Origin of the sequence: Plastoroseomonas arctica, from assembly GCF_018128965.1 — a bacterium.
Taxonomy (GTDB): domain Bacteria; phylum Pseudomonadota; class Alphaproteobacteria; order Acetobacterales; family Acetobacteraceae; genus Plastoroseomonas; species Plastoroseomonas arctica.
Genome location: NZ_JAAEDH010000016.1, coordinates 39140 through 64580 on the forward strand (window position 1 = coordinate 39140; position 25441 = coordinate 64580).

Below are 25441 nucleotides of genomic sequence, written 5' to 3' on the forward strand. Positions count from 1 at the left end.
AGTAGGGTGCATGGCCCTCGTCGAAGCCGTCCTTGCCCTGATCGCCGTCTGCATCGGCTTCGCGCTGATCGCGCAGCGTTCGCGGCTGCCCTATTCGGTCATCCTCGTCCTCGGCGGCATGGCCATCGCCTTCATCCCCGGCATGCCGCAGGTCGAGCTCGACCCGCAGATCGCGCTCGCCTTCTTTCTCCCGCCTTTGCTGCAGGCGAGCGGCTATCGCACCGACTGGCGGGATTTCCGCAAGAACATCCGCCCCATCCTGCTGCTCGCGGTGGGCTGCGTGCTGTTCACCACGCTTTGCATCGCGATCGTCGCGCGGGCCATGATCCCGGACCTGCCCTGGGCGGCGGCGATCGCGCTGGGTGCGATCGTCGCCCCGCCCGACGCGGTCGCCGCGAGTTCCATCCTGCAACGGCTGCGCCTGCCGCGGCGGCTGGTGACCGTGCTGGAAGGCGAGAGCCTGATCAACGACGCCTCGGCGCTGGTGGTCTACCGCTTCGCGGTGGCCGCCATGGTCACCGCCTTCAGCCCGTGGGAGGCGGCCGGCGCCTTCATCCTCGTCGCCGGCGGCGGCGTCGCGATCGGCTGGGTGATCGGCCGGGCGGCGATCTGGATCATCCCGCGCCTGCGCGACACGCTGCTCGAGACGGCGGCAAGCTTCGTGATGTGCTTCGCGGTCTTCTTCGCGGCCGAGGCTGTGCATGCCTCGGGCGTGATGGCGGTGGTGACGGCGGGCATCCTGCTCGGCCGCGCCGCGCATACGTCATTGTCCGCGCGGACGCGCCAGGAAGCCCGGGTGGTGTGGGAGTTCCTGGAATTCATCCTCAACAGCCTGGTCTTCATCATCATCGGGATGCAGCTCAACGCCATCCTCGACCGGCTGGACGCCTATACGCCGCTGACCCTGATCGGGCTCGCCTCGGCGATCTCGGTGGTGCTAATCGTCTCGCGCTTCGTGTGGATCGCGCCGGCGGTGTGGCTGCCGCGCCAGATCCCCTCGATCCGCCGACGCGACCCGCTGCCGCCGTTCAGCTACACCATCGTGCTGTCCTGGGCGGGGATGCGCGGCGTGGTCTCGCTCGCCGCCGCGCTGGCCCTGCCGATCGATTTTCCGGCGCGTGACCTGCTCATCTTCCTCGCCTTCTGCGCCATCCTCGCGACGCTGGTGGTGCAGGGCACCACGCTCGAATGGGTGATCCGCCGCCTGGGCGTGGAGGAGAAGCGCAGCCCACGGATGCGCTGGGAGGAGGCCGCGGCGCGCACTCTGGTGGCGCAGGCCTCGCTCGCGCGGCTGGTCGAGCACGCCGATGACCCGCTCGACGGCGCCATCGCGCAGGACATCCTTCCCGAATACCGCGACAATGTCCGGCTGCTCGACGGCATCGGCCAGGGCGCGGTCGCCGCCGAGCGCACCGCGCGGCTGCAGCTGCGGCTCGAAGCGCTCCAGCATGGCCGCGCGCGGCTGCTGCGCCACCATCGCGAGGACGGGCTCGATGAGGAGCTGCTGCAGCGCATCGGCCAGGAACTGGATCTCGAGGAGCTGCGCCTGCGCCGCCTGCTCGGCGCCTCGGAGGATTTCTAGCCGATGACCACCCTGGCCCAGGCGCTGGAGGATGCGCGGCGCGGATTGCTGGACCTGTCCACGCGGAACCGCCTGCTCGCATTGCCCAAGCCGGGGCGCTCGCGCGGCGTCGTCATCCTCGATGACGAGGATGCGGACCAGCTGGTGGCGAAGCTGCGCGAGGGCGTGGCGTTCAGCTTCGAATCGGTCTCCAGCGGCGAAGCGGAGGCGCCCGCCGACGCACCGCCGGCGGGCAAGCCCCGCCGCGGCGCGCGCAAGACGGCGAGTGCCAGGGCCACGGGCGTGTCCACCGCCGATGCGGCCGGGACGCGGGAGGCCTGGCAGGCCGATACCAAGCTGCGCGTCCGCATGCCGGCCGCCGACCTCGCGAAGCGGGTGCGCGATATCCTGGGCGATGCCCGGATCGCGCGCGAAGAATCGGGCATCGCGACGCTGTATCTCGCGATCGGCGCGCTCGCCTGGCGCGACGCGGCCACGCCCGAGACGGAGCGCCTCGCCCCGCTCGCGCTGCTGCCGGTGACGCTGGAGCGCGAAGGCGTCTCCCAGGTGTTCCGGCTGCGCGCGGATGTCGCCGAGGTGGCGGAGAACCTGTCGCTGCGCGAGATGTTTTCGGCGCAGTTCCGCATCACGCTGCCGGAATTCGACCCCGAGGCTTACGACCCGACCAAGTGGGCGGAAACGGTGGCCGGCGCGATCACCGGTCAGCCGCTCTGGCGGGTCGACGCCGATGCGCTGGCCGTCGGGCTGTTCTCGTTCGCAAAATTCCTGATGTGGCGCGACCTGGACCCCGCGGCCAATCCGGGCCTGCTCACCCACCCGCTGATCCGCGCCCTGGTCGGCGGCGAGGCGCTGCCGGACGCCGTGCCCGGATTCCCCGACGACACGGATGTGGATGCGACCATCCCGGTGGAGCGGCTCGACCACGTGATGGACGTCGACGGCAGCCAGGCGCTGGCGGTCGAGGCGGTGCGGCGCGGTGGCCACCTGGTGATCCAGGGACCGCCCGGGACGGGGAAAAGCCAGACCATCGCGAACATCATCGCCCAGGCGGTGCTCGACGGCCGCTCCGTGCTGTTCGTGGCGGAAAAGCTTGCCGCGCTCGAAGTGGTGCAGCGCCGCCTGACCCAAGTGGGCTTGGGCGCCGCCTGCCTCGAACTGCACAGCGAGAAGCAGTCCAAGCGCGCCGTGCTGGATGAGCTGCGCGCGACCCTCGCGAGCCCGGCGCCGCCGCGGCCGGACCGCGATCCGGTGATCCGCCGCCTCGGCGCCCTGCGCGGGCGGATCAACCGGCACGCGGATGCCATGCGCGGCGCAGTCGGCGAGAGTGGGCTGCCGCTGCATGCGGTGATCGGGCGCCTCGCCGCACTGCGCGCGCGCGGCGTGAAGGCCGGCGACCTGGCGCTGGAGGCCGGCGCCTGGGACACGGCGCGGATCGAGCACAATCGCGACGCCGTGCGCGAACTTGCCGCACGGGCCGTCGGCGCCCGCAGCGCCTATGCGGGCGTCGCGCGCGACCTGACGCCAAGCGAGACGGACCGGCTGATGGCACGCTTGCCGGACCTAATCCGTGCCTTCGCCGGCGGTGCCGCCGCCCTCGCGCCATTGGCGCGCGCGCTGGGTCGGCCGGCGCCTGGGCCGGCCGAGGTGGACGCGCTGAAGGCGATCTCCACCGCCCTCGCGGTGGTGCCGGAGCATGACGCGGCCGCGCTGGCGCACCCGGCCTGGGTCGCCGATCCCGCGCCGCTGCGCGCCCTGGTCGAGGCGCAGGCCGCCCTCGACACCGCGCGTGCCGACCCCGCACTGCTGCCCGGTGCGCTGGAGGTCGCTGGCATCGAGGCCGCGCGCGCGACGCTCGCCGAACCCGGCGGCGTGTTCGGCTTCCTCTCGGGTGCCAGGCGGGCGGCGAACGCCGTGGCCGCCGCCATCGCGCGCGATGCGGAGAACCCGATGCCGGCGCTGGCGTCGGCGATTGCCGGGCAGAAGGCGCAGGCGGCACTCGCGGCCGGCGAGGCGCTGGGCCGCGGCGCCTTCGGCACCCTTTGGGGTGGTGCGGCGATGGCCCCGCTGCTGGCGTGGCGGGAGGCGCATGGCGCCGAGGCCGCGCGCGCGCTGACCGCCGGCGCCGCCCCACTCGACCTCGCGCCGGTCGCGGTCGCCTCGGCCGCCTGGAACATCCTGATGGAGGCTGTGGCCCTCGTCGGCCCGCCGCCCTCCTTCGCGCGGCTGGTGGAGATGCTGGGCGCCTGGGCAACCGAGCCCGAGACCTTGCCGCTGTGGCAGGCCTGGCGCCGCGCGCGCGCCGCCGCCGGTGAGGTCGAGGCCTTCGCCGAAGCCATCGCCAACGGCCGGCTCGCGCCCGATGCGGCCGAGGACGCCTTCGACCACGCGCTGCTCGAATCATTGCTGGACGCCGCGATGCACGCGCATCCCGAACTCGCCGCCTTCGATGGCGAAGCCGCCGACCGGCTGGTCGAGGAATTCCGCGACGCCGACCGCGACCGCGTCACTCTTGCCCGCACCGAGGCGGCCTTCGCCCATGCCGAGGACCTGAGGAAGGTGCGCGCGGGCATGCCGGGCATGGAGGTGCTGCGCGGCGAGATGGAGAAGAAGCGCGGCCACCTGCCGGTGCGCGAGCTGCTGGTGCGCGCGCGGCAATCCGTGCAGACGGCCAAGCCGGTGTTCATGATGAGCCCGCTTTCCGTCGCGCAGTTCCTCGCGCCGCCGCACGGGCTCACGCCGGGGCTGTCCTTCGACATGCTGGTGATGGACGAGGCGAGCCAGATCGAGCCAGTCGATGCGCTCGGCGCGATCGCGCGTGCGCGTCAGGTCGTGGTGGTGGGCGATGACCGGCAGATGCCGCCCACGCAGTTCTTCCAGCGCATGACCGGCGAGGATGACGACGGCGGCGAGAGCGACACCGTCGCAGCACGCGACGTGGAAAGCGTGCTCGGCCTGTGCAATGCGCGCGGGGTGCCCTCGGCGCTGCTGCGCTGGCATTACCGCAGCCGGCACGAGAGCCTCATCGCCTTCTCCAACGCCACCTTCTACGCCGGCCGGCTCTGCGTGCTGCCTTCGCCGAAGGCGCGTTCGGCGGCACTCGGCCTGTCGCTGGTGAAGGTCGACGTCGCGGCCAAGGGTGCCGAGAACACCGAGGCCAAGGCGGTGGCCGAGGCGGTGATCCGCCACGCGCGGGAGACGCCGCGCGACACGCTGGGTGTGGCCGCTTTCTCCATGGACCAGCGCGACGCGATCATGGATGCGGTCGAGGCGGCGCGGCGCGCGAGCCCGGAGACCGAGCCCTTCTTCTCCGCCAATCCGAACGAGCCTTTCTTCATCAAGAACCTGGAGAATGTGCAGGGCGACGAGCGCGACGCGATTTTTATCAGTGTCGGTTTTGTTCGGGAAACCGGGAAAGCCTTGCGCATGAATTTCGGGCCGGTTTCAGCGAAAGGAGGCGAGCGTCGGCTGAACGTGCTGGTGACGCGCGCCAAGAAGCGCTGCGTGGTGTTCTCCGACATCGCCGCCGACGACATCGACCTCAGCCGCTCGGACGGCGTCGGCGGCGAGGCGGCGTTGAAGGGCTTCCTCGCCTTCGCCGCCGGCACCGCCGAGGCACCGCGCTCCGGCAATGCCGGCGAGACGGCGCCGCTCGCCGCGCTGATCGGGGAGGCTGTGGCCCGCGCGGGCAAGCAGGCGGTGCCGCGCGTGGGCCTCGCCGGCCTGTTCCTCGACGTCGCGGCGAAGGAGGGTGGCGACTACATCCTGGGTATCGAGGCCGATGCCGGCGACTGGGCCGCGCTGCGCTGCGCACGCGACCGCGAACGCGGGCGCGACGCCGCGCTCACTGGCATGGGCTGGACGCTGGCGCGGGCATGGTCGCTCGCCTGGCTGGCGCGGCCGGAGGCGGAGGCGGCGCGGATCGGCGCGCTGCTCGGCGCCACGCTCCCATCCGCCGCGCCGGAGATGGCCGCACCCGACACCGGGCTCGCCGCGCCCTATGCGGCGGCGGTGGTCGAGGTGCCCTCGGGCGTCGCCATCCCAGACGTGCCCTTCGCCAGGCTAGCGGAGATCGTGGCCGCCGTTGTCACCGCCGAAGCGCCGGTCCATGGCGAGGTGATCGCCGAGCGCATGCGCCTGCTTTTCGCGCGCGAGACGCTCCCCGCCGCCGACATCGCCGCGCTGGCGCAGGCGCAGAAGCTGGCCCGCCAACTGCACGGGCTGGTCGAGGAGGGCGGCTTCTGGCGCGCGGAAGGCAGCGTGATTTCCCCACGCAACCGGCGCGATTGCCTGCCCCTGCTGCGCCGGGTCGCGATGGTCGCTCCCGCCGAGATCGAGGTGGCGGCCGCCCGGCTCATGGCCGCGGTGCCCGTGGCGACCGAGGGTGAGCTCGCCGCCGGCGTGCAGCGGCTGCTCGGGCTGGATTCGGGTGCCATTCCCGCCATCGCCGCGCGCATCGCGGCCATGGCGGGGGCGGGCCGGATCAGGTTGTCGGCGTAGCGGCGCGCGCGGCGCGGAGCTCGTCGCGGATTTCGGTCAGCAGCAGTTCCGACGGCGTGGGCGCCGGCGGTTCGGCGGGCTTCGCCTCCTCCTTGGCCTTGAAGCGCGAGAGTGCCTTGACCATCCAGAACACCGCGAAGGCCACGATCGCGAACTTGATCACGGCATTGAGGAACTTGCCGATGGCGAGCACCGAGGCGCCGCCCTGGCGCGTCGCGTCCAGCGAGGGCCGCCGCTCGCCGCTGATCACCACGAACAGGTTCGAGAAGTCGATCCCGCCGATCAGCAGACCGATGATCGGGTTGACCAGGTCCTCGACCATCGAGGCGACGATCGCAGTGAAGGCCGCGCCAATGATGATGCCGACGGCGAGGTCCACCACGCTGCCGCGCATGATGAAGGCCTTGAACTCGCGCAGCCAGGCAGGCTCGGTCACGGTGATGGGTGGTCGCATATCAATCTTCCCCTCCGGTGGATGGCGCGGAATGTAACTGGTCGCCGATGCGACGGCCATGCATGCTTCCGCCATGCCGCCGGAACCTTTCGCGCAAGCCGTGACCTTCCTTTATGCGGAGGACCCCGCGCCCTGCCGGGCTTTCTACGCGGAGGTGCTGGGCCTGCCGATGGTGCTCGACCAGGGGCGCTGCGCGATCTTCGCGGTGGCCGCGAACCGGGCCTTCCTCGGCATCTGCGAAGCGCGCGGGCCGCGGCAATTGCAAGAGGCGCGCAGCGAAGGCGGCTCGGTCCACACCTTCGTCACGGCGGATGTGGATGGCTGGCACGCGCACCTCAGGGCCGCCGGCGCCACCGACCTGACCGCGCCGACATTATCGAAGGAGTTCAACGTCTACGGCTTCTTCTTCCGCGACCCGGCCGGCTACCTCTTCGAAGTGCAGAGCTTTCGTGCGCCGGAATGGCCCGGAGCCTGAACGCAACCCGCGCCAAGTGGACGCGTTGTCATCGCAGAAGCCCGGAGTTGTTCCGGGTCAAGAAACTAGGAAGAAGCGATGACAGTCTCGAAAGCCATTCTCGCCGCCACGCTGGTGTTCGGTTCCATGGGCATCGCCCAGGCCCAGATCTCGCCGACGCGCCCCGACACCGTGACGACGCCGGGTGGCACCACCGTTCGTCCGCCCGAGGCCGTTCCCGGCCAGTCGAACGTGCCGCCCGCGCAGGGCACGCCGATCACCCCGGGCTTCGCTCCGGCGCCGGGCCGTGACCAGTCGCCGCAGACCGAGAACGGCAGCGGCAATGCCCCGGTGCAGCCGGGCCAGCGCGTCGCCCCGAACCGCTAAAGCGAAAGGGCCGGAGGCATCTAGCCTCCGGCCCCCTTGCGCTATGCCGTGCCTTCCTGCCGCAGCGTCGGTAGGCCAATCCCCGTCGCTTCGAAGCCACCATCGACGGCCAGTTCCTGGCCGGTGATGTAGCTGGCGCCCTCTCCACACAGGAAAAATATCGCTTCCGCCAGCTCCTGCTCCAGGCCGTAGCGGCCGAGCGGGATCGCGTCGTGATAGGCCGCCCGGATGTCGGGCGAGTGGACAGCCTTGGCCATTGCGGTATCCACCGGCCCGGGTGCTACGGCGTTGGCGCGGATTCCATACTGGGCGAATTCGACCGCCATCTGCCGGGTGAGCTGCGCCAGCGCTGCCTTGCTGGTGCCGTAGGCGACCCGCAGCGTCGAAGCGCGGAGGCCCGAGATCGAGGTGATGTTCACGATCGCCCCACCGCCACCCTGCCGCATCAAGGGCACTGCGGAGAGCGCGCAGAGGAATGCGCCGCCGAGATTGACCTCAAGCACGCGCTGCCACTCCACGAAGCTCGTCTCGAGCAACGGCTTGAACACGGCGATGCCGGCATTGTTCACCAGCGCGTCGAGCCGGCCGAACTTTGCCGCGATACGGGCAAAGGCAGCATGGACGGCTGCCTCGTTGGAGACGTCTCCCCGGATGGGGAAGACGCTGTCGCTCTCGGGTGCCGCCTCGATCGCCAGGTCGATGTCGAGCAGCGCGACGCGCCAGCCAGCGGCAATAAACCGATCTGCGGTCGCGCGGCCGATGCCGCGCGCGGCACCGGTGACGACGGCGGTTTTTCGAGCCTGTGGCATTCGGCGGGCCTCCCTTTGCGGAAAGCCTGCGCCGGATTTGTGCCCCTGCCTACCGGATGCCGTGGGTCAGAAGCGGAAGGTCGTGTTCAGCGAGGCGAAGCGCTGCACGCCGCCGCGCTGGCCATAGAATTCCTCGGTGCGCGCGACCTGCGTGTAGCTCAGCCGCACGCCGGCATACATCACCGCCAAGCCGTACACGGCGTCGCCCACGAAGGGCCGGTGGTCGACGCTGCGGCTCTGCCGGTAGGTGTTGCCGTCGAGAAGGATGTCGCGGGCCACCGCGCGGCCCTCGACACCGGCGAAGACGTACCAGCCGAATTCGCGCGTGCGCGGCTGGAAGAAGGCGGAACCCGACAGCGCCGGGCGGATGCGGGCGGGGCCGAAATCCGCATCCAGCCCCTGGCCGATGCGAATGATCCCGCCCGCCGCGGCGGAGGTCAGCAGCGTGCCGAGCGAGGCGGTCGCCGACGGCAGCGCCTCCACCTCCAGCCCCGCGAAGCGCAGCAGCGGCACGCGCCAGGTGCGGCTGAGCACGGCGCCGAACACGAACTCGTCGCGCAGCTGGTAGCGCCAGCCGTTGGAGCGGTTGTCGGAGATCAGGTCGTGGAAGTTGTTCTGCACCTGGCGGCCGAGTGCGGAGGGGCCGACCAGGCCGGCCTGCAGCTCGAACAGGGTGAAGCTGCTGCCGTTGTCGCGCGCGAGCGAGACGGTGCCGTAGAGCAGCCCGGCATAGGGGCGGTCGCGCGGGTCCGGGTTGCGGCGCTCGGTGTCCTGCGGGGTGAAGATCGATTGGCCGAACGCCGCGCCCCAGCGCAGCTGGCCCTTGCCGAGAAGGAAGTCCAGCTGGCGATCCAGCCAGTCGAGCGGCAGCGGCAGGTCGGCGGAGGGCGAATACCAAGAAAGCTGGAGACCGTTGGTGTAGTAGCGATCGGTGCCGTTGAGGACGTCGTTCTCGATCGACAGTGAGAGTGATCCGCGCAGGTCCGCGGGTGGTGGCGTCGGTGCCGCTGGAATGACAGGGACAATCTGCCCCTTGGCCAGGCCCGGCGCGAGGGCCAGAATGAGCATGACGAAGAGCGGCTTGATCGGGTTCATGCTTGTCCCTGGTCCTGGTCCGTTGCGAGCAACGTTGATGATGCCCGGAAGTTTCGATTCCGGATGGGTGGCCGAGCGGTTTAAGGCAGCGGTCTTGAAAACCGCCGTGGGGGTGACCTCACCGTGGGTTCGAATCCCACCCCATCCGCCAGTTTATCAATTTTTCCAGCGCGTCGTAGGTGGTTGTCCGGCGAGCCAACGATTCAGTCGACAAACTGAAGTTCGTTCATCCAGTCTAACACAGACCTCCGGTTATCTGCGCGTTCCGTCAAGGCCTCACGGCGGATCGCGGCGTCGAGCTAAACGACACCGAGGTCAGCCGCCACCATCTACGCATCGATGAGCGTGGCAAGCCGTTGCCGCTGCCTCGCCCGAGGAGGATCTATCTTCCGTCGCGGCGTTGTACATGGCCGGCCACATGATGGCGCGGCTACATCGTGCTGGCGCCAAAGCCCACCCGGGCTCCGCGCTCATCAACGTCGCCGCAGGGTTCAGGCGGATGCGGCGGCAAGAATCGAGCGGGCTGTCGGTGCGTCGCATCCTATCAGCCGATCGAACCATCACACCTCTGGCCGCTGAGGCGGCAGCATGCGGTTCAACAATCCGTCGCGTCGCACGGCCACATGCCAGACGGTGCCAGCGATATGCAGGATGACGAGCGCATAGACGGCGAACTGGCCATAGACGTGAATAGTGTCGGCCACCACGCCCAGCGGATCGTTCTTCGGCAAGCCGGGTAGGGACACGAAGAAAAAGGGAACCGGCTGGCCGTTGCCGGCCATCAGGTAGCCGGTGACGGGCATCACCAGCAGCACAGCGTACAGCAGCCAATGCGTGCCCGCCGAAAGGGCGCGTAGAGCCAGAGGCTGGGACTCCGGCAGGGCTGGCGGCGGATGCGCGAAGCGCCAGGTGAGCCGCGCGATCACCAGCAGGAAAACGGTGATGCCGAACGACTCATGCAGAAAATACCAGTAGACCCGGATCGGCCCCGGCGGGAAATTCTCCGCCACCCAAACGAAGGGGAGCATGAGGAACAGCGCCGCCGTGGTGATCCAGTGCAGGAGCTGCGCCGTGGCGGTATAGCGTTGGAACATGGGAGCACTCCTGCCGGATGACGTCACACGATAGGTCAAGGGTAGGCGTTTGCACCCTGGTCAAGGGGCGCGAGGGGCATCTGCGCAATCTGCTGGCGGGCCTTGCGCGCGGCACGCGTCTGCCCGACCGCTGTGTCGTGGTCGATATGGGCCGGCATGCGCTTACCCTGCCGGATCTGCCCTTCCCGGTTGTTCTGCATCATATGCCGTCTGACGGGCTGCCACTGGCGGCGGCACGCAACATGGCGGCGCGCATCGCGGCCACGCCCGATCTCATCTTTCTCGATGTCGATTGCATCCCGTCTCGAGAGCTTGTCGCCGCCCTTGCGGAGGACATCGCGACCGCCGATGCGCTCATCTGCTGCGAGGTGCTGTACCTTTCGGCGAGAGATCAAGGGCTGGACGAGTCCGCCATGCTGGAGCGAGGCATGCGCCATCCCGTCCGCGAATTTCCTCCTGCCGGCCTGCGTGCAGAATCGAATGCGGGTCTGTTCTGGTCGTTGGCGTTTGGCATGCGGAAAGCCAGCTTTGACCGGCTCGGCGGCTTCGACGAGGCCTTTTCGGGATACGGCGCCGAGGACACCGACTTCGCCTTCCGCGCGCGCGCGACCGGAGTTCCGCTGCTCTTCGCCGGGAGCGCCAAGGCCTTTCACCAGTACCACGCGATCCATGATCCTCCGCTGCACCACTTTGCCGACATCGTCGCCAACGCCAATCGCTTCAGGCAGCTGCATGGCATCTGGCCGATGGATGGATGGCTGGATGCGTTCGCGCGGATGGGCCTGATCACGGCGCCGTCGGACGCGTCGGCCCTGCACGTACTTCGCATGCCCACGCAGGCGGAGATCGCGGCCTCGGCCTGCCCGCCCGAACGCTGCTTCTAGCGCCGCTCGACCGGTCGGGACGGCCCGCGTCTCGTGCGCGGTATCGAGGCCATTTCTGCGAAGCCAGCGCTGCGAACAGGCCGCCGGCAACGCTGCCGAAGCTCTCTTAGGCTTGCGCGGCATCATCGATGAAGGCCGCCGCGCGGGTGAGGGCCTGCGGGTCGTGCAGGGCGGCAATCCGCGTCGGATCCAGCGCGAAGGCTTCGTCCAGCAGCGCCGGCCAGGAATCTGCCTGCGGCCAGGACGTGCGGCAAATGGCAGCGCCGAGTTCGGCGAGGCGCTCAGCCTTGGCAACCTGTTCGTCGAATGGCCTTGGCTCAGGCAGGCAGATGAAGCGTTTGCCCAAGGCGGCCACCTCGGCCAGGAGCCCGTCGCCGCCGCCACCGACCACCACCGCCGCGCCGGCCAGAATCTCCACCACGTCATCGCGCCAGCCCAGCAAGGCCAGGTTGTCCGGGAGGCGGGAAGCGCCGGGGGAGACAGGACCCAGCACGTTCCATTGCCGCTCGGGCACCGCGCTTGCGGCGGCGATCAGCGCCTCGCGGTCGCCCCCCGATCCGCCGCGGCCGAAGACCACGGCGATATGCTTGCCCGGCCGAGACCTGGCCGAGGACGCTGTCAGGAAGCCGGCATGGAACGTCCGATGCCGAACCCAGCTCGGCGTATCAGTCGCCTCGATTGCCGCGGGATAGGGCGCCAGAAGGGCTCTCGCCGCACCGAAGGCCGCGAGGTGGGGCGGATCATCGCGCTTTCCCGCCAGGCGCACATACAGCACCGGTGTGGAGCAGAGCCGCGCCAACATCGCGACCTCGACCGAGACGTCCACCACCATGAGTGCCGGGCGGACCTCGGCGATCCAGCCGGCGATGCGGGCGGTGCGGGCGCGGAGCCCAGCATGGTCGATCGGGGCGTAGTGGAGCCCCGGTGCCGTGCCGTGGCCGCCTGCATCATCGGGCAACTCGACGACCGGACATGACGCGACCCCAGGCGCGGTGCCGAGGAGCACGCAAGGATGCCGCAACCGGGCCGCCAGCGCCGCGGCGCGCTGCCAGTGACCTGCGCCGTGGTGATGCACGTAGTAGCCGATGGGCCTCATGCGACGAGGGACTCCAGCGTCGCAGTCGCAGCCCCGATCTCCTGTTCCCTGACCAACAGCGCAGGCAATGTCGGCTCAATGCGCGCAACATAGGCGATATCGTTGACGCAATCCGGCGCCAGGCCCGGGTCGGCGGCATAGGCGACCCGCAGCGCACGCCGCCGGCCCAGCACGGACTGCCAGTGGCCGGCGTCCGGGACGAGGTGTGACGCCCCGGTCTCTGCGATCATCCGCCACCGGCGCATCTCCGTGGCCATCCCGCCGGCTGCACGCCCGTCCTCGCGAACCGAAACTGCCGTCCAGACATCTGGGTCGTGCCGCACTCGACCCCCGCACCGCTCGACGGCCGCCACGAGCGCGTTGTCCTCGCCGGTGGGAATCGGCGGCACGCCGCCGGCGGCCACATATGCTGAAAGGGTCAATGCCAGACTGGCGCCGGTGTGATCACCGTGCCGCGGCCATGGGTCGTGCGGCACCGGGTCGATCGACTCCGCCAATCGCCGCACCGCGGACCAGTATCGTGCAACGCGTGCGCGGGTCAGGCGCAGCCAATCCGGCACCGGAGCGTCGGGCAGGCGGATCTCGCCTCCGACTGCGTCGCAGCCCGCCTCGATGGCGCGCAGGCTTGCCGCAATCCAGTGCGGCGGAGGCACGGTGTCGGCATCGGTGCTGATCAGCACCGCGTCCGCATAGCCATCCTCTCGTAGCCACTCCACGCCGGCGTTCATCGCAAGGCTCCGGGCTGTTCCGGCATTGGCGCGTTCGCTCGCCAACGTGACCTCTTCAACCCGCAATGCGATCCGGCGGGCTGCCTTCCGGGCCACATCGGCGGTGCCGTCGGAGCAGTTGTTGGCGAGCACCAGGACCCGCAGCGGACCATCAATCGCCTGGCGCTCCAGCGCGGCGAGCAGCGCCGGCAAGGACGCCGCCTCGTCACGGGCCGGGACGCACACGATGCACGGCCTCATTCGGCCGCGATGGCGTAAGGCGCCAGAAGTTGCCGGTACAATGCCTCATAGCCGTCCATCATCACCCGCGCGTCGCAAAGCAATTCTGCCCGGCGCCGGCAAGCCGCGCGGGACAAGACCACCGCCTGAGGGAGCGCTTTCGCCAGCGCTTCGACATCGTCGGGCGGCACCAGCCGACCCGTCGCGTCATCGAGCAGTTCCGGCAAGGCACCGCGGGCAAACCCGGCGACCGGCGTGCCGCAGGCCAGCGCCTCGGCCACCACCAGACCATAGGGTTCCTCGAAGCGCGGCGTGATCACCGCGACAGAGGCTTGGGCGATCTCGGCCGCCAGATCGGCGTGATCGAGGTGGCCGAGATAGGTGATGTCAGGGCCGAGTTCCGGTGCAATGACGTCGCGCCAATACACAGCGTCGTTCCGCGGACCCACAAGGCGCAATGGCATCTTTGCAAGCCGCGCGGCGGCGATGGCGAGATGCGCGCCCTTCTCGGGCACGAGGCGCCCATACCACAGTGCCACGGGAACGCGCGGCGCCTCCAGATGGGCGGTGAACAGGTCAAGCTCGATCCCGTTCATGATCACGCCGTCAACCGCGATGACCTTGCGCCACATGGCGCGGACTTTCTCCGACACCCCGAAGAACTGGATATCGCGACGGCCTCGCTCGACCACGCCGTGCACGAGTTCCGGAAACGGCGGCGTGTGAAACATGGTCACCATCGGCGCCGCGATGCGATGGGCCTCGATCAGCGGCAGGTAATGCAGGCTGTTGTTGTGCACCACGTCAAAGCCGCCGGTAGCGATCGAGCCGATGATCTCCGCATAGGCGCGATGTTCGGTGTCCGCGATGCTCGCTTGGCTCACGGTGTCCGAGGGTATGCCCGTAGGCTCGCAGACGCAGACGGGTGCCAGGGCAGGGTCGGACCCCTCGGCGGCAAACAGCGTCACGTCGTGACCCCTGGCGATCAAGTGCCGCGCCAGCAGGTGCGTGTGCATCTCGAGGCCGCCGGCGAAGGGCTGCGCAATCGGGTATTTCAGATGTCCGATAATCGCGATCTTCAGGCCATCACGCATGTCGCACCACATCCATGCGATAGAGTTCCTCGCGGCGCGCAGATATCGGTTGCAGCGCCGCGCCGGCTGCCGCGAGGAAGCCTTCGACGGCTGCGTCACCAGTTTGCGAATAGGGCGGATTGCACACTGGCAACCAGTGAACCAGCACCACATCGCCACCGGGTGCGAGCGACGCGAGGACACGTGCCGCGATGATTTCGATGTCGGCCGGGCTGAAGTAATACAGAACTTCCGACAGGATGATCAGGTCGAACGTCGCGTCCGTGGGCCAGTCTTCGGGGATGCGCCCACGGCGCACCGACACCCAGGGCGCGTCGGCGGTGCGGGCGCGGGCAGCCGGTAATGGTGCCTCGACAGCATCGATCGCGAGCAGGCGGTCACAGCGCTCGGCCACCTGTCGCGTCAGCACACCGATCGAACAGCCGACCTCGAAGGCATTCGCGTAGCGAGCGCGGGGCAGGGCGGCCAGGGTCGCTGCATACTTATTCTGCTCGTATTCGTGTCGGGCGAATCCCCAGGGGTCCTCGCCCTGCTTCCTGTAGAAATCTTCGAAAAAGATGGCTGGGAGCGATTCCATCACGCCGCGTCCTCAAGGTGCCCCAGGAACGGACGACACAGCACGTCCAGTCTCCATGGCTGCACCACCTCCTTCGTACCGGGCATCGGGCCACAGTGTCGGACCAGGACCCGCACTTCCGCGTTCCGCAAACGTCCGGACGCAGTCACTGCCACATCTCGCCAACCCTGTTCCGAGACCGAAGAGCCGCCGCGGCGCCACGCACCAGCGCATGATCAGGGCCGGGCTGGCGCAAGTAGGTGGAAAGGTCACGTACCAGCCGCTCCAGTGGGTTCGGCTGCATGAACGCCTGCAGGCCGACCGAACGGTTGGCAAGCTCCATGACGTCCAGCGCGGCCCGCTCGACCACGCCCCGTGCCAAATCGACGTACGCGATGACGTGGTCCGGATCGGCGCCGTCCTGCTCGGTCAACGCCGCGGCGGACTGAACCCACAGCCGCGCCGTCTCGGCGGCCGCGATGGCGTTGCCCAGGCGCGCGGCCTGATGCGGATCGCCACCGCGCTGCGTGCGGGTAAGATGGCTACGCAGCAACTCGGCCACTTCTTCGAGCGCACCCAGGTGGACAGCCAGGAACCGCCAGGCTCCGGTCGAGAAATCGGGCTGCGTCTGATAGGCATCGCGAGCGCCGATCATCATGTCGGGCGTAACCGCAACGCCTTCCAAATCGACGCTGCCGGTGGCCGATGCCCGCATGCCTGTCGGCGTCCAGGCGGAAAGATCCGCGCGTGGGGTGGAAAGGGGAAGTGGAACCAGCACCATCTGCTGCCCCTCTCCGTCCGCTTCAGACCAGCGCGCCGTTACGAGCGCCCGCTCAACAAGTCCTGCCCCAGAGCAGAGAACCTTTCCTCCGCGCAGTATGCGATCCCGCAACCGCAGGCTGAGCGAAGGCGATTCGGTGTTCCAGACGCCAAAAAGACGCCCGTCCAATGCGGCGACCGACGCCCCCTCCTGCTGGTCCGACGTGCCGTGGCGCAGGATCAGGCGGATGGCATTGACGTGGCCTTCATACAGACGCCCGAGCGACAGGTTCGTCCGACCAAGCAGGCGCAGGGCATCAAAGCCCGCGGCACCCGACCAACCGCTGCCACCAAGTGACGGCGGAAAAGGGGCTACCAGCAGCCCTGCGGCCGCCAAATCCTCGATGTCTTTCGCGGGCAGCCCGGGTTTCGAATCCAACGCTGTAGCCCGCTGAGCGATCGTCGGAAGAACATCGCGAAGGCGTTCCAATTGCGATCGTGATGCCTGGTTGGTGTCCATGCGGTGCAGACGCGTTGCAAACACAAAGGTTGCAAGATCTGCGCTGCAGCTCGAGGCCGATAGCGTCGGCCTTGTTTCAGGCGGAAGTGAACTCTGCGATGCGAAATGAAGGTCAGCAGGAGCCCTTTTGGGCGATGATTCCGCGGCGAAGACCAGTTTTACGTAGACCCTGACGCGACATGTTCCGCAGCTACTTCGGGACGTCGATCGAGAGGATGCGAGAACCCTGCGCTCCAGCAGCTTCGCATGCCCGATCTGGCGACACAGCAACGGCCTTCCATCGGCTGCGAACTTGGCCACCCGCGTTTCCTGCGGCGTCACGTTCGTAGCCCTCGCACATCGCGCCGCGCCGCGAGGTTTAAGTCAGGCGGTTCGCCAATTCAAAGCGATACGCGGTGAATGCCACTTGTGGGCCAGCGCAGGAGGTCGCCTGCTCTTGCGTGTTGCAGTCACGTCGGTGCCGGCGCGGGTCGACGACGTCATGCTTCGGACGAGGTGCCCGGCCCCGGAGCCGTAAGCGGGCCGGCCGACGAAATGATTTGCGGATATAAATATATCTTTATGTTACTTGACGTAGATGTGCCGCTGGTCCAGACAGGCTCGTCGAGGTTCCCCTGGTCGGGTTTGGCCGGGGGCTAAGAGGGAATTCGGTGGGGCGGCAACGCCGAGCCCGAAGCTGCCCCCGCAACTGTGAGCGGTGAGCCGAAGTCCGACACGCGCCACTGATGCCACCCCCGATCCATCGGGACGCACCGGGAAGGCCAGGACACAGGCGCTGACCCGTGAGCCAGGAGACCTGCCCCGACACATAACGTCCTCCGGCGGGGTGCCCGGTCAGGTCGCAGGTTTCGCCCGCGACGGGATCAGCCGCCGCGCGTGGAGTTGCGCCCGGCTGTGCCTCTGCCAGCAGCAAAGGCAGATCGATGACCGTCACCGTCGCAACCCTCGGATTTCCCCGCATCGGCCCGCGCCGCGAGCTGAAGGTGGCGCTGGAGCGCTACTGGTCCGGCAAGTCGGACCGCGCTGCGCTGCTCGCCACCGCCGCCGAGCTGCGCGCCAAGAGCTGGGCGCGCCAGGTCGCCCTCGGCGTCGATCATGTGCCGAGCAATGACTTCTCCCTCTACGACCACGTGCTGGACACCTCCGCCATGGTCGGCGCCATCCCGGCGATCTATGGCTGGGCCGGCGGCAGCGTCGATCTCGATATCTATTTCGCCATGGCGCGCGGCGCCCAGGGTGACGCGCAGGACGAATGTGGCCAGGGCTGCACACACAAGGCCGTGGACGTGCCCGCGGCCGAGATGACAAAGTGGTTCGACACCAACTACCACTACCTCGTGCCCGAATTCGCGGCCGGACAGGCCTTCGCGCTCAGCTCCACCAAGGTCATCGATGAGTATCTCGAAGCCAGGGCGCAGGGTGTTTTGACGCGCCCCGTGCTGCTCGGCCCGGTTACCTTCCTCAAGCTCGGCAAGAGCCAAACCGAAGGGCTGCACCGGCAAGAGCTGCTGCGCGCCCTGCTGCCGGTCTACGTCGAGGTGCTCAACCGCCTGGCCGCCGCCGGCGCGACCTGGGTGCAGATCGACGAGCCCTGCCTGGTGCTGGACCTCGCCGCCGAAGACCGGGCGCTGCTGGCCGAGGCCTATGCGGCGCTGGCCGCGGCCGCGACGGGCATCAAGCTGATGCTGACCACCTATTTCGGCGCGCTGGGCGACAATCTCGACACCGCCCTCGTCCTGCCGGTCGCCGGCCTGCATCTGGACCTGGTGCGGGCGCCGGCACAGCTCGGCGATGTGCTGGCCAAGGCGCCGCCCGGCCTCGTGCTGTCGCTCGGCATCATCGACGGCCGCAATGTCTGGCGCGCCGACCTCGACGCCATCCTCGCCCGGCTGGATCCGGTGGCCAAGAGCGGCCGAGCGATCGTGCTCGCCCCCTCCTGTTCGCTGCTGCACACGCCGATCGACCTGGCGCAGGAGAACGCACTCGATGCGGATGTCCGCAGCTGGCTCGCCTTCGCCGTGCAGAAGATCGAGGAGCTGGTCACGCTCGCACGCGCCCTGAACGAAGGCCGCAGCGCTGTAGCCGAGGCGCTTGCGGCATCGTCCACCGCCGCGACGTCACGAAGAACCTCGCCCAAGATCCACGACCAGGCGGTCGCCACGCGGCTGGCGCAGGTGACGGCGGCGATGACGCGGCGCCACGCTTCCTTCCCCGAGCGGCGCCGCCAGCAGGCCGAGCAGCTTGGCCTGTCGGCCTTCCCGACCACCACCATCGGCTCCTTCCCGCAGACCGAGGACGTGCGCAAGGCGCGCGCGGCCCATGGCAAGGGCACACTGTCGGACGCCGAGTACGAGAGCTTCCTGCGCGAGGAGACGGCGCGGACGGTGCGCTGGCAGGAGCAGATCGGCCTCGACGTGCTGGTGCATGGCGAGTTCGAGCGCAACGACATGGTGCAGTATTTCGGCGAGCAGCTGGCGGGCTTCGCCTTCACCAGACATGGCTGGGTGCAGTCCTACGGTTCGCGCTGTGTGCGCCCGCCGATCCTGTTCGGCGACGTGTCCCGGCCCAAGCCCATGACGGTTGCCTGGTGGTCCTATGCACAATCGCTGACCGCCAGGCCGATGAAGGGCATGCTCACCGGCCCGGTCACCATCCTCAACTGGTCGTTCGTGCGCGACGACATCCCCCGCGCGCTGGCCTGCAGGCAGACCGCGCTCGCCATCCGCGACGAGGTGGTGGATCTGGAGCAGGCCGGTGCCAGGATCATCCAGATTGATGAGGCGGCGCTGCGCGAGGGCCTGCCGCTGCGCCGTGGCGACTGGAACACCTACCTGACCTGGGCGGTGGAGAGCTTCCGCCTGACCGCCTCGGGCGTGGCCGACCGCACCCAGATCCACACCCACATGTGCTACTCGGAGTTCAACGACATCATCGCCGCGATCGGCGACATGGATGCCGATGTGATCTCGATCGAGACCGCTCGCTCGAAGATGGAGCTGCTCGGCGCCTTCGCCGACTACCGCTACCCGGCCGAGATCGGGCCGGGCGTGTACGACATCCACTCGCCGCGCGTACCGCCGGTGGAGGAAATGACGGAGTTGCTGCGCGTGGCACGCACGCGGCTCGCACCCGACCAGATCTGGGTCAATCCAGATTGCGGCCTGAAGACCCGCAAATGGCCCGAGACCGAGGCGGCGCTGGTGAACATGGTCGCCGCCGCGCAGGCCGCCCGTGCCGCCCTCGCCTGAACGCCCCGCGACGCGCGACCCCCGGTCGCGCGTCGTGGGCCCAGACGCGGCGATGCTCGACCATTTGCTCCTCCATGGGGTCGAGGTGCATGGCCGTCACGGCGTGTTCGACTTTGAAGGCCGCAACGTCCAGCGCTTTGTCAGCACCGTGGCGGTCACGGCCGGGGAGTCCTGGCGCCTGATCGAGAAGCTGGCCGCCTGCCTGGCGCAACAGGGGGCATCGTCCCGGCCGGGCCGATCACCCCTCCCACCGTGCTGAGGATCAGGCCAAGGCCATGCGCTTGCGTGCACCAGCCAAGGATGTGGGACCCTTCGGCGCAGTCTCGGGAGCATCGGCCTGGCGGCGTGCAGCACGATGGAGGGCGGCCTCGATCGACATGCCCTGCATGATCCGCTGATCCAGCTCCGCTGCGGTCGCGCTGGCCTGGTCGGCGCCGACATGCGCGCCGGCCGTCTGATCCTCGACAAAGGCGCGGCCGCCGACGACGACCAGAAGCGCCGGGTTGCGCGAGGCACGGCGAGCCTGCGCGATGCTTCGTGACAGCTGCGGCAGGGAGTCCGGACGCCGGAAGGCGGCGCTGAGCGACAGGTCCAGCACATCGATCCAGCTTGCAGAGAGCAGCTCCTGCAAGGCGCGGTCGTTCGCCGGGTATTCCGTCTGCGGCGCCCAACCTGCGCTCCAGAGCCATTCGGAATCGAGCGCGGCCACGAGGTGATGCAGTTCGCCGGGCACCGGGGCGACGAGGACATTGGGCCGGCCGCGCTGAAGCACCGCCGGCGGCGCATCGGCACCCAGCAGCCGCACCGCGGTCTGCAGCCGGCACAGGGCGAGCGTGATCTCCACCTCAGTGCAGATGTCGTCATTCCAAAGGTCGCCCAGGCGCCGCGCCGCCGGTTCGAACACCGGCGCGTAGAGGCGCCGTGGATCGCCATGGTTGCCGCGCAGTTCGCGGATCAGGTCGAGTGCGGCCCCTTCGTCCGAGGCGAGGAGAAGCTCGGCCAGTTCGGCCGCGCGGGGATTGACGGGCGAGCGCTCGTCATCGGCGGCGCCCACACCCACCCGCTGCAGAAGCATGGGGATGACCGAGCTCAGGATCACGGTCTTCAGCACCGCGGCCGGGGCCTGGCCCAGCGCCGCGCGCAGCATCGGTGCGTGTGCCTGTTCGTCGGTTTGCGCCGCGACCACCGGCAGCGGGATGAGCTTGACCAGCAGGCTGGGTGCCGCGTCCGGCTGACGCTGCAGGCTTTCGATGATGTCGGCGGGGGGTTCGATGACATCGTCCCGCCAGTCCAGGGCGTTGGCGTCGGGCGCGGCCAGCTTCATGTCCCAGCCGATGAATTTGCGGGCGACCGCGCTGCGCCTGGCTAGGATCTCCAGATCGGTATGCCGCGGATCGTTGTGGATCGAGTGCATCACCCGCTCGATACCTTCGGGCGGACCTTCGAGCCACTGGAAGAAATGGGTCTTGTCATAGAGCATGACGCCGGTGATGGACTCAGCGTGGTTGCGAGACTGCGCAGTCTGGATGAGGTGCTGCAACTCGGGGCCGGGCAGCGGCGCGACGGACCGGCTGCGATAGACCACAGTCGCGAGCGGCATGGCGCTGATCCCGGGTCGCTCCTCGGTACTGGCCTCGATGCCCGCCGGATGTGCCATGGCCAACCTCATTCCCTCCCGTCTCCGGTGCATGGGCGGGCAGGGACATCGCCAGCGCACTTCAGCAAGCCGTTGCGCCTCTACGACCCTGCCGGAGCACCCCGCCCGGCGTTCTCTGCTACGGCAGGTCTCCCGGTTCGCGGCAGCGACTTCGTCCAGCTCCTCCCAAGGGGTCGATCAACCCTGGTGAACCGTTTGGACGCCGCCTCACCGCTCACAGTGCAGGAGCAGCTTCGAACCAAGCCTACACTCGGCCTAACTCCCCTTTGCCCCGTGCATAGCTACGCATAGGGCACCATAGCGATGGCACGTTCGCAAGTGAGATCGTCAGATGTCAAGGGTTCCAAGGCTGAGGTCCGAAAGCCAATGCTCTGGAAACGCGCAGCTTGCGTAGCGGAACATCCTTGCCTGGATGCTCGATGCCGTTGAGGCACAGAAGCATACCGACACACAGGCCGACGCCGAGGGTGATGACGGTAATCGCCAGGGTCTGTTGCATGCAGGGCCGCGGGCAAGGCGGATGCAACACCGCACCCACGCTGCCACGTTGGCATGGGCCAGTCGGCCAGGCGAAGGCCTTTTTGACGACGCAAGCCGGTTGCTACGCCGCCTTCGCCTGCCGCGTGAGCTTCACCAGCCCCTGCATCAACTCGCGGGCCACCTTCACCCGCGCCGGCACATCCATGTCGCGCAGCAGGGCTAGCTTGTGGTCGGGGCGCAGTTTGATCTCGTCCCGCCGCCCCTGCACCCAGGCGACCAGCCCGCCGGGGTTGGCAAACCGGTTGCCGCGGAAGGTCACCACCACGCCTTTCGGCCCTGCATCGAGCTTTTCCACCCCCGCCTCACGGCACAGCCGCTTGATGCTGACGACCTGGAGCAGGTTTTCCACCTCCCCTGGCAGCGGCCCGAAACGGTCGGCGAGTTCGGCCGCCATCGCGTCGATCTCGCCATCGGTCGCGAGCGCGCCGATGCGCCGATACAGTCCCAGGCGCACCGGCAATTCGCGCACGTAATCCTCGGGGATCAGCACCGGCAGGCCGAGGCCGATATTGGGCGTGAAATCGCCGCTGTGGTCCGCGCGCTTCTTGCCCGCACCGGCGCGGAGGTCGGCCACCGCTTCCTCCAGCATCTGCTGGTACAGCTCGATGCCGACTTCGCGGATATGCCCGCTCTGCTCGTCGCCAAGCAGGTTGCCGGCGCCACGGATGTCGAGGTCATGCGAGGCGAGGGTGAAGCCGGCGCCGAGATTGTCGAGCGTCTGCATGACCTCCAGGCGCTTCTGCGCGGCGGGGGAGAGCTTATGGGCGGCGGGCCAGGTGAGATAGGCGTAGCCGCGCTGCTTGCCGCGCCCCACACGGCCGCGCAGCTGATACAGCTGCGCGAGGCCGAACATGTCCGCGCGATGGATGATCAGCGTGTTCACCGCCGGCATGTCCAACCCGGACTCGACGATGTTGGTGCTGAGCAGGATGTCGTGCTTGCCGTCGCCGAACTCGGTCATCACGCGCTCTAGCTCGGTGGGCGCGAGGCGGCCATGGGCTTCGATGATGCGAGCCTCGGGCACGATCTCGCGCAGGCGTTCGGACAGGCGCGCCATGTCCTCCAGGCGCGGGGTGACGCAGAAGATCTGGCCGCCGCGGAAGCGTTCTCGCTGCACGGCCTCGCGCAGCACGACCGAATCCCAGGGCATGATGAAGGTGCGCACGGCCAAGCGATCGACCGGCGGGGTCGCGATGATGCTCATCTCGCGCACGCCGGTGAGTGCCAGTTGCAGCGTGCGCGGGATGGGGGTGGCGGTCAGCGTGAGGACATGCACATCGGCCTTGAGCTGCTTCAGCTTCTCCTTGTGCGCGACGCCGAAATGCTGCTCCTCATCGACGATGACGAGGCCCAGATCGGCGAACTCCACGCTTTTCGCCAGCAGCGCGTGGGTGCCGACGACGATGTTGACCGAGCCATCCTTCAGCCCGTCGCGCACCGCCTGAGCGTCCTTGGCGGTGACCATGCGCGAGAGCTGTTCGACACGCACCGGAAACCCCTGGAAGCGGGCGCCGAAGACGCGGTGATGCTGGCGCGCGAGCAGCGTGGTTGGCACCACCACCGCGACCTGCGCGCCGGTCATCGCGACGGCGAAGGCGGCGCGTAGCGCCACTTCTGTCTTGCCGAAACCGACATCGCCGCAGACCAGCCGGTCCATCGGGCGGCCAGAGGCAAAATCTTCCAGAACGTCGGCGATGGCGCGGGACTGGTCGTCGGTCTCGACGAAGGGGAATCGCGAACAGAACTCATCCCAGGAGCCTTCGGGCGGCGTGATCATCACGCCCTCATGGGCCTGGCGTTCAGCGGCGATGCGGATCAGCGCGCCGGCCATGTCCTGGATGCGCTGGCGCGCCTTGGCCTTGCGGTTCTGCCACGCGACGCCGCCGAGCTTGTCGAGAGTGACGCCGGCGACCTCGGTGCCGAAGCGCGACAGCACCTCGATGTTCTCGACCGGGACGAAGAGCTTGTCGCCACCGTCGTAGACCAGGCGCAGGCAGTCATGCGGGGCCTCGGCGACGGAGAGGGTTTCAAGGCCATCATAGCGACCGATGCCGTGGTCTTGGTGGACGACGAGGTCGCCCTCGGCGATCTCGGTCGCATCGGCGATGAACTGGTCGGCGCGTTTCTTCTTGCGCGCGGGGCGGGCGATGCGCTCGCCCAGCAGATCCTGCTCGCCGGTCACCGATAGCCCCGGCGCCGTGAAGCCGCGCTCGAGCCCCATCACGACGAGCGCCACGGTGCCGGTCTTCAGCGCCTGCACCGCGGCCCAGTCGGCGGCCGGTTCCGAGGCGACGCCATTCTCGCGCAGCAAATTGCCGAGCCGGTCGCGCGAGCCGCGCGTCCAGGCCGCCAGTACCGGGCGGCGGTGCAGCTTTATCTGTGCGTTCGCGTGCTCGGCATAGGCGTGGAAAATGTTCTCGCCGGCGGTGCGCGCCTCGCTGAACAGCATGCCCGTACGGCCGCCGGCATCGATGCCGCCCTCGCCAGTGAAGGGTGAGAAGCGCATCACCTGGAGGTCGTCGGACGCCTCGCGCCAGGCTTCGCGGTCGAGGTAGAGCAGGGCAGGCGGCGCGGGGCGGTAGGGGACCTCGCCTTCGTTCACGCGCACCGGATTGCGCCGGGCGCCGTAGTGGTCGGCCACCATCTCGAAACGTGCGGCGAAGACCTCGTCAGCCTGGTGGTCGAGCGAAAGGCTCGCTCCGGGGACATAGTCGAGCAGTGTCTCCATCGTGGCGTGGAAGAAGCCGGCCCAGTGCTCCATCCCCGGATGGCGGCGACCGGCGGTGACCGAGACATAGAGCGGGTCCTCGGCGGCGGCCGCGCCGAAGGCCTCGCGATAGGCGGCGCGGAAGTTCGCGACACTCGCCTCGTCGAGGAAGACTTCGCCGGAGGGGCGCAGGATCAGGCTTTCTACCTTGGCGCCGCTGCGCTGGGTGCCGGTGTCGAAGCGGCGCAGGCTTTCGATCTCGTCGCCGAAGAAATCGATGCGCACGGGCTCGGTGCGCCCGGCGGGGAAGACATCGAAGATCCCGCCGCGGATGGCGAATTCGCCATGTTCCATCACGGTGCCGGTGCGGCCATAGCCATTGGCTTCGAGGTAGCGCGCCAGATCCTCGGGCTTCAGCCGCGCGCCGGGCAGGATGTTCATCGTCGCACCGGAGAAGGCGCTACGCGGCGGCACCTTCTGCACCAGCGCATTGACGGTGGTGAGCAGGATGCGCGGGCCACTCGGCGCTTCGAGCAGGCGCGTCAGCGCAGCTACACGCTCGGCCACGATCTCGGGGTTGGGGGAGACGCGGTCATAGGGCAGGCAATCCCAGGCGGGGAAGCGGATGACCTCCACCTCAGGCGCGAAGAAGGCCAGCGCATCGGCCATGCGCGCCATCCGCGCATCGTCGCGGCAGGCGTGCACCACGGGGCCGTCGAACTCGGCGCGCCGGCGCGCGAGCAGCAGCGCGTCATAGCCCTCGGGTGCGCCGTGGACGGCCAGCGATGGCATCAGCGCGCCGCCCCCGCGATGTCATGCACCATGCGGCGGAGCATCGCGGATTCGAATTCGGCGGGAATGGGGCGCCGGCCGGACAGCCAATCGGCCAGGTCCACGTCCAGAAGTTCCATCACGTCTTCCAGCTGGGTCAGTTCCTCGGGCGTGAAGCTCGCGATGTGGCGTGCGACGAAACCGCCGACCATCAGGTCGGTCTCCTTGGTGCCGCGATGCTGCGCGCGGAACAGCACGCGGCGGCGGCGGGTCTCGTCAGTGTCACTCAT

20 protein-coding genes, 1 tRNA gene and 2 riboswitches are annotated in these 25441 nt (G+C 68.8%); of the genes, 8 read left to right on the forward strand and 13 right to left on the reverse strand.

What is annotated here, in order from left to right:
* The first annotated feature begins 10 nt into the window (after nucleotides 1–10).
* Together GXW79_RS14245 and GXW79_RS14250 are read left to right on the forward strand one after the other, a co-directional pair.
* A complete protein-coding gene (locus GXW79_RS14245) occupies nucleotides 11–1582 on the forward strand; it encodes a Na+/H+ antiporter (protein ID WP_211875076.1) in 1572 nt (523 codons plus the stop codon).
* 3 nt (nucleotides 1583–1585) lie between these two features.
* Nucleotides 1586–6079: a DUF4011 domain-containing protein gene (locus tag GXW79_RS14250; RefSeq protein WP_211875077.1), complete on the forward strand. Its 4494-nt coding sequence runs from the start codon at nucleotides 1586–1588 to the stop codon at nucleotides 6077–6079.
* Here the strand turns inward: GXW79_RS14250 and mscL are convergent.
* Nucleotides 6063–6533, reverse strand: coding sequence for a large conductance mechanosensitive channel protein MscL (gene mscL, locus GXW79_RS14255; RefSeq protein ID WP_211875078.1), 471 nt, complete (start codon nucleotides 6531–6533; stop codon nucleotides 6063–6065). The two genes, GXW79_RS14250 and mscL, sit on opposite strands and share 17 nt — an antisense overlap.
* Before the next feature lie 73 nt (nucleotides 6534–6606).
* Between mscL and GXW79_RS14260 the strand changes: the two genes are divergently transcribed.
* Nucleotides 6607–7008, forward strand: coding sequence for a VOC family protein (locus tag GXW79_RS14260; RefSeq protein ID WP_211875079.1), 402 nt, complete (start codon nucleotides 6607–6609; stop codon nucleotides 7006–7008).
* Between the two features lie 78 nt (nucleotides 7009–7086).
* Nucleotides 7087–7374 (forward strand): hypothetical protein, encoded by a 288-nt coding sequence (locus GXW79_RS14265; RefSeq protein ID WP_211875080.1) that lies wholly within the window; start codon nucleotides 7087–7089, stop codon nucleotides 7372–7374.
* A gap of 41 nt (nucleotides 7375–7415) precedes the next feature.
* Here the strand turns inward: GXW79_RS14265 and GXW79_RS14270 are convergent, their stop codons facing one another.
* Nucleotides 7416–8183: an SDR family NAD(P)-dependent oxidoreductase gene (locus GXW79_RS14270; protein ID WP_211875081.1), complete on the reverse strand. Its 768-nt coding sequence runs from the start codon at nucleotides 8181–8183 to the stop codon at nucleotides 7416–7418.
* Between the two features lie 66 nt (nucleotides 8184–8249).
* Nucleotides 8250–9278: a lipid A deacylase LpxR family protein gene (locus tag GXW79_RS14275; protein WP_211875082.1), complete on the reverse strand. Its 1029-nt coding sequence runs from the start codon at nucleotides 9276–9278 to the stop codon at nucleotides 8250–8252.
* 61 nt (nucleotides 9279–9339) lie between these two features.
* Here GXW79_RS14275 and GXW79_RS14280 point away from each other — a divergent pair.
* A tRNA-Ser gene (locus GXW79_RS14280) sits at nucleotides 9340–9429 on the forward strand.
* 409 nt (nucleotides 9430–9838) lie between these two features.
* On the opposite strand, the gene GXW79_RS14285 is transcribed toward GXW79_RS14280, so the two are convergent.
* Nucleotides 9839–10372, reverse strand: coding sequence for a cytochrome b (locus GXW79_RS14285; protein ID WP_211875083.1), 534 nt, complete (start codon nucleotides 10370–10372; stop codon nucleotides 9839–9841).
* A 17-nt stretch (nucleotides 10373–10389) separates the two neighbouring features.
* On the opposite strand from GXW79_RS14285, the gene GXW79_RS14290 reads away from it, so the two are divergent.
* A complete protein-coding gene (locus GXW79_RS14290) occupies nucleotides 10390–11256 on the forward strand; it encodes a glycosyltransferase family 2 protein (RefSeq protein WP_211875084.1) in 867 nt (288 codons plus the stop codon).
* A 106-nt stretch (nucleotides 11257–11362) separates the two neighbouring features.
* On the opposite strand, the gene GXW79_RS14295 is transcribed toward GXW79_RS14290, so the two are convergent.
* The 5 genes from GXW79_RS14295 to GXW79_RS14315 form a co-directional block, all read right to left on the reverse strand.
* On the reverse strand, nucleotides 11363–12352 hold the full coding sequence (locus GXW79_RS14295; RefSeq protein ID WP_211875085.1) for a glycosyltransferase: 990 nt from the start codon (nucleotides 12350–12352) through the stop codon (nucleotides 11363–11365).
* The gene (locus GXW79_RS14300; RefSeq protein WP_281414736.1) at nucleotides 12349–13320 is read right to left on the reverse strand and encodes a glycosyltransferase; all 972 of its coding nucleotides are present in this window, start codon (nucleotides 13318–13320) and stop codon (nucleotides 12349–12351) included. The genes GXW79_RS14295 and GXW79_RS14300 overlap by 4 nt, the downstream gene beginning before the upstream one ends.
* Nucleotides 13317–14492 carry a glycosyltransferase gene (locus GXW79_RS14305; RefSeq protein ID WP_367614912.1) on the reverse strand — a complete coding sequence of 392 codons (1176 nt, stop codon included), beginning with the start codon at nucleotides 14490–14492 and terminating at the stop codon, nucleotides 13317–13319. The genes GXW79_RS14300 and GXW79_RS14305 overlap by 4 nt, the downstream gene beginning before the upstream one ends.
* Entirely contained in the window at nucleotides 14386–14970 is a 585-nt protein-coding gene (locus GXW79_RS14310; protein WP_211875087.1) for a class I SAM-dependent DNA methyltransferase, read from the reverse strand. Before GXW79_RS14310 ends, GXW79_RS14305 begins: the two co-directional genes overlap by 107 nt.
* A 145-nt stretch (nucleotides 14971–15115) precedes the next feature.
* A complete protein-coding gene (locus GXW79_RS14315) occupies nucleotides 15116–16228 on the reverse strand; it encodes an acyl-CoA dehydrogenase family protein (RefSeq protein ID WP_211875088.1) in 1113 nt (370 codons plus the stop codon).
* Nucleotides 16229–16817: 589 nt separating this feature from the next.
* Nucleotides 16818–17046: riboswitch (cobalamin riboswitch) on the forward strand.
* Nucleotides 17047–17151: 105 nt separating this feature from the next.
* Here GXW79_RS14315 and metE point away from each other — a divergent pair.
* Both metE and GXW79_RS14325 read left to right on the forward strand, forming a co-directional pair.
* Nucleotides 17152–19476 (forward strand): 5-methyltetrahydropteroyltriglutamate--homocysteine S-methyltransferase, encoded by a 2325-nt coding sequence (metE, locus tag GXW79_RS14320; protein ID WP_211875089.1) that lies wholly within the window; start codon nucleotides 17152–17154, stop codon nucleotides 19474–19476.
* 52 nt (nucleotides 19477–19528) lie between these two features.
* Entirely contained in the window at nucleotides 19529–19735 is a 207-nt protein-coding gene (locus tag GXW79_RS14325; RefSeq protein WP_211875090.1) for a hypothetical protein, read from the forward strand.
* A gap of 3 nt (nucleotides 19736–19738) precedes the next feature.
* Here the strand turns inward: GXW79_RS14325 and GXW79_RS14330 are convergent, their stop codons facing one another.
* The 4 genes from GXW79_RS14330 to GXW79_RS14345 form a co-directional block, all read right to left on the reverse strand.
* Complete coding sequence (locus GXW79_RS14330) at nucleotides 19739–21133, reverse strand: BLUF domain-containing protein (protein WP_211875091.1); 1395 nt, start codon at nucleotides 21131–21133, stop codon at nucleotides 19739–19741.
* Nucleotides 21134–21238: 105 nt separating this feature from the next.
* Nucleotides 21239–21448, reverse strand: a riboswitch (cobalamin riboswitch).
* 19 nt (nucleotides 21449–21467) lie between these two features.
* Nucleotides 21468–21632: a hypothetical protein gene (locus tag GXW79_RS14335; RefSeq protein ID WP_211875092.1), complete on the reverse strand. Its 165-nt coding sequence runs from the start codon at nucleotides 21630–21632 to the stop codon at nucleotides 21468–21470.
* Between the two features lie 102 nt (nucleotides 21633–21734).
* On the reverse strand, nucleotides 21735–25172 hold the full coding sequence (gene mfd / locus GXW79_RS14340) for a transcription-repair coupling factor (RefSeq protein ID WP_211875093.1): 3438 nt from the start codon (nucleotides 25170–25172) through the stop codon (nucleotides 21735–21737).
* Complete coding sequence (locus GXW79_RS14345) at nucleotides 25172–25441, reverse strand: succinate dehydrogenase assembly factor 2 (protein WP_211875094.1); 270 nt, start codon at nucleotides 25439–25441, stop codon at nucleotides 25172–25174. The genes mfd and GXW79_RS14345 overlap by 1 nt, the downstream gene beginning before the upstream one ends.

Excerpts from the sequence above, each read along its gene's own strand:
- GXW79_RS14245 (WP_211875076.1), top strand. The coding sequence starts at position 11 with ATGGCCCTCGTCGAAGCCGTCCTTGCCCTGATCGCCGTCTGCATCGGC.
- GXW79_RS14250 (WP_211875077.1), top strand. The coding sequence starts at position 1,586 with ATGACCACCCTGGCCCAGGCGCTGGAGGATGCGCGGCGCGGATTGCTG.
- mscL (WP_211875078.1), bottom strand. The coding sequence starts at position 6,533 with ATGCGACCACCCATCACCGTGACCGAGCCTGCCTGGCTGCGCGAGTTC.
- GXW79_RS14260 (WP_211875079.1), top strand. The coding sequence starts at position 6,607 with ATGCCGCCGGAACCTTTCGCGCAAGCCGTGACCTTCCTTTATGCGGAG.
- GXW79_RS14265 (WP_211875080.1), top strand. The coding sequence starts at position 7,087 with ATGACAGTCTCGAAAGCCATTCTCGCCGCCACGCTGGTGTTCGGTTCC.
- GXW79_RS14270 (WP_211875081.1), bottom strand. The coding sequence starts at position 8,183 with ATGCCACAGGCTCGAAAAACCGCCGTCGTCACCGGTGCCGCGCGCGGC.
- GXW79_RS14275 (WP_211875082.1), bottom strand. The coding sequence starts at position 9,278 with ATGAACCCGATCAAGCCGCTCTTCGTCATGCTCATTCTGGCCCTCGCG.
- GXW79_RS14285 (WP_211875083.1), bottom strand. The coding sequence starts at position 10,372 with ATGTTCCAACGCTATACCGCCACGGCGCAGCTCCTGCACTGGATCACC.
- GXW79_RS14290 (WP_211875084.1), top strand. The coding sequence starts at position 10,390 with ATGACGTCACACGATAGGTCAAGGGTAGGCGTTTGCACCCTGGTCAAG.
- GXW79_RS14295 (WP_211875085.1), bottom strand. The coding sequence starts at position 12,352 with ATGAGGCCCATCGGCTACTACGTGCATCACCACGGCGCAGGTCACTGG.
- GXW79_RS14300 (WP_281414736.1), bottom strand. The coding sequence starts at position 13,320 with ATGAGGCCGTGCATCGTGTGCGTCCCGGCCCGTGACGAGGCGGCGTCC.
- GXW79_RS14310 (WP_211875087.1), bottom strand. The coding sequence starts at position 14,970 with ATGGAATCGCTCCCAGCCATCTTTTTCGAAGATTTCTACAGGAAGCAG.
- GXW79_RS14315 (WP_211875088.1), bottom strand. The coding sequence starts at position 16,228 with ATGGACACCAACCAGGCATCACGATCGCAATTGGAACGCCTTCGCGAT.
- metE (WP_211875089.1), top strand. The coding sequence starts at position 17,152 with ATGACCGTCACCGTCGCAACCCTCGGATTTCCCCGCATCGGCCCGCGC.
- GXW79_RS14325 (WP_211875090.1), top strand. The coding sequence starts at position 19,529 with ATGCTCGACCATTTGCTCCTCCATGGGGTCGAGGTGCATGGCCGTCAC.
- GXW79_RS14330 (WP_211875091.1), bottom strand. The coding sequence starts at position 21,133 with ATGGCACATCCGGCGGGCATCGAGGCCAGTACCGAGGAGCGACCCGGG.
- GXW79_RS14335 (WP_211875092.1), bottom strand. The coding sequence starts at position 21,632 with ATGCAACAGACCCTGGCGATTACCGTCATCACCCTCGGCGTCGGCCTG.
- mfd (WP_211875093.1), bottom strand. The coding sequence starts at position 25,172 with ATGCCATCGCTGGCCGTCCACGGCGCACCCGAGGGCTATGACGCGCTG.
- GXW79_RS14345 (WP_211875094.1), bottom strand. The coding sequence starts at position 25,441 with ATGAGTGACACTGACGAGACCCGCCGCCGCCGCGTGCTGTTCCGCGCG.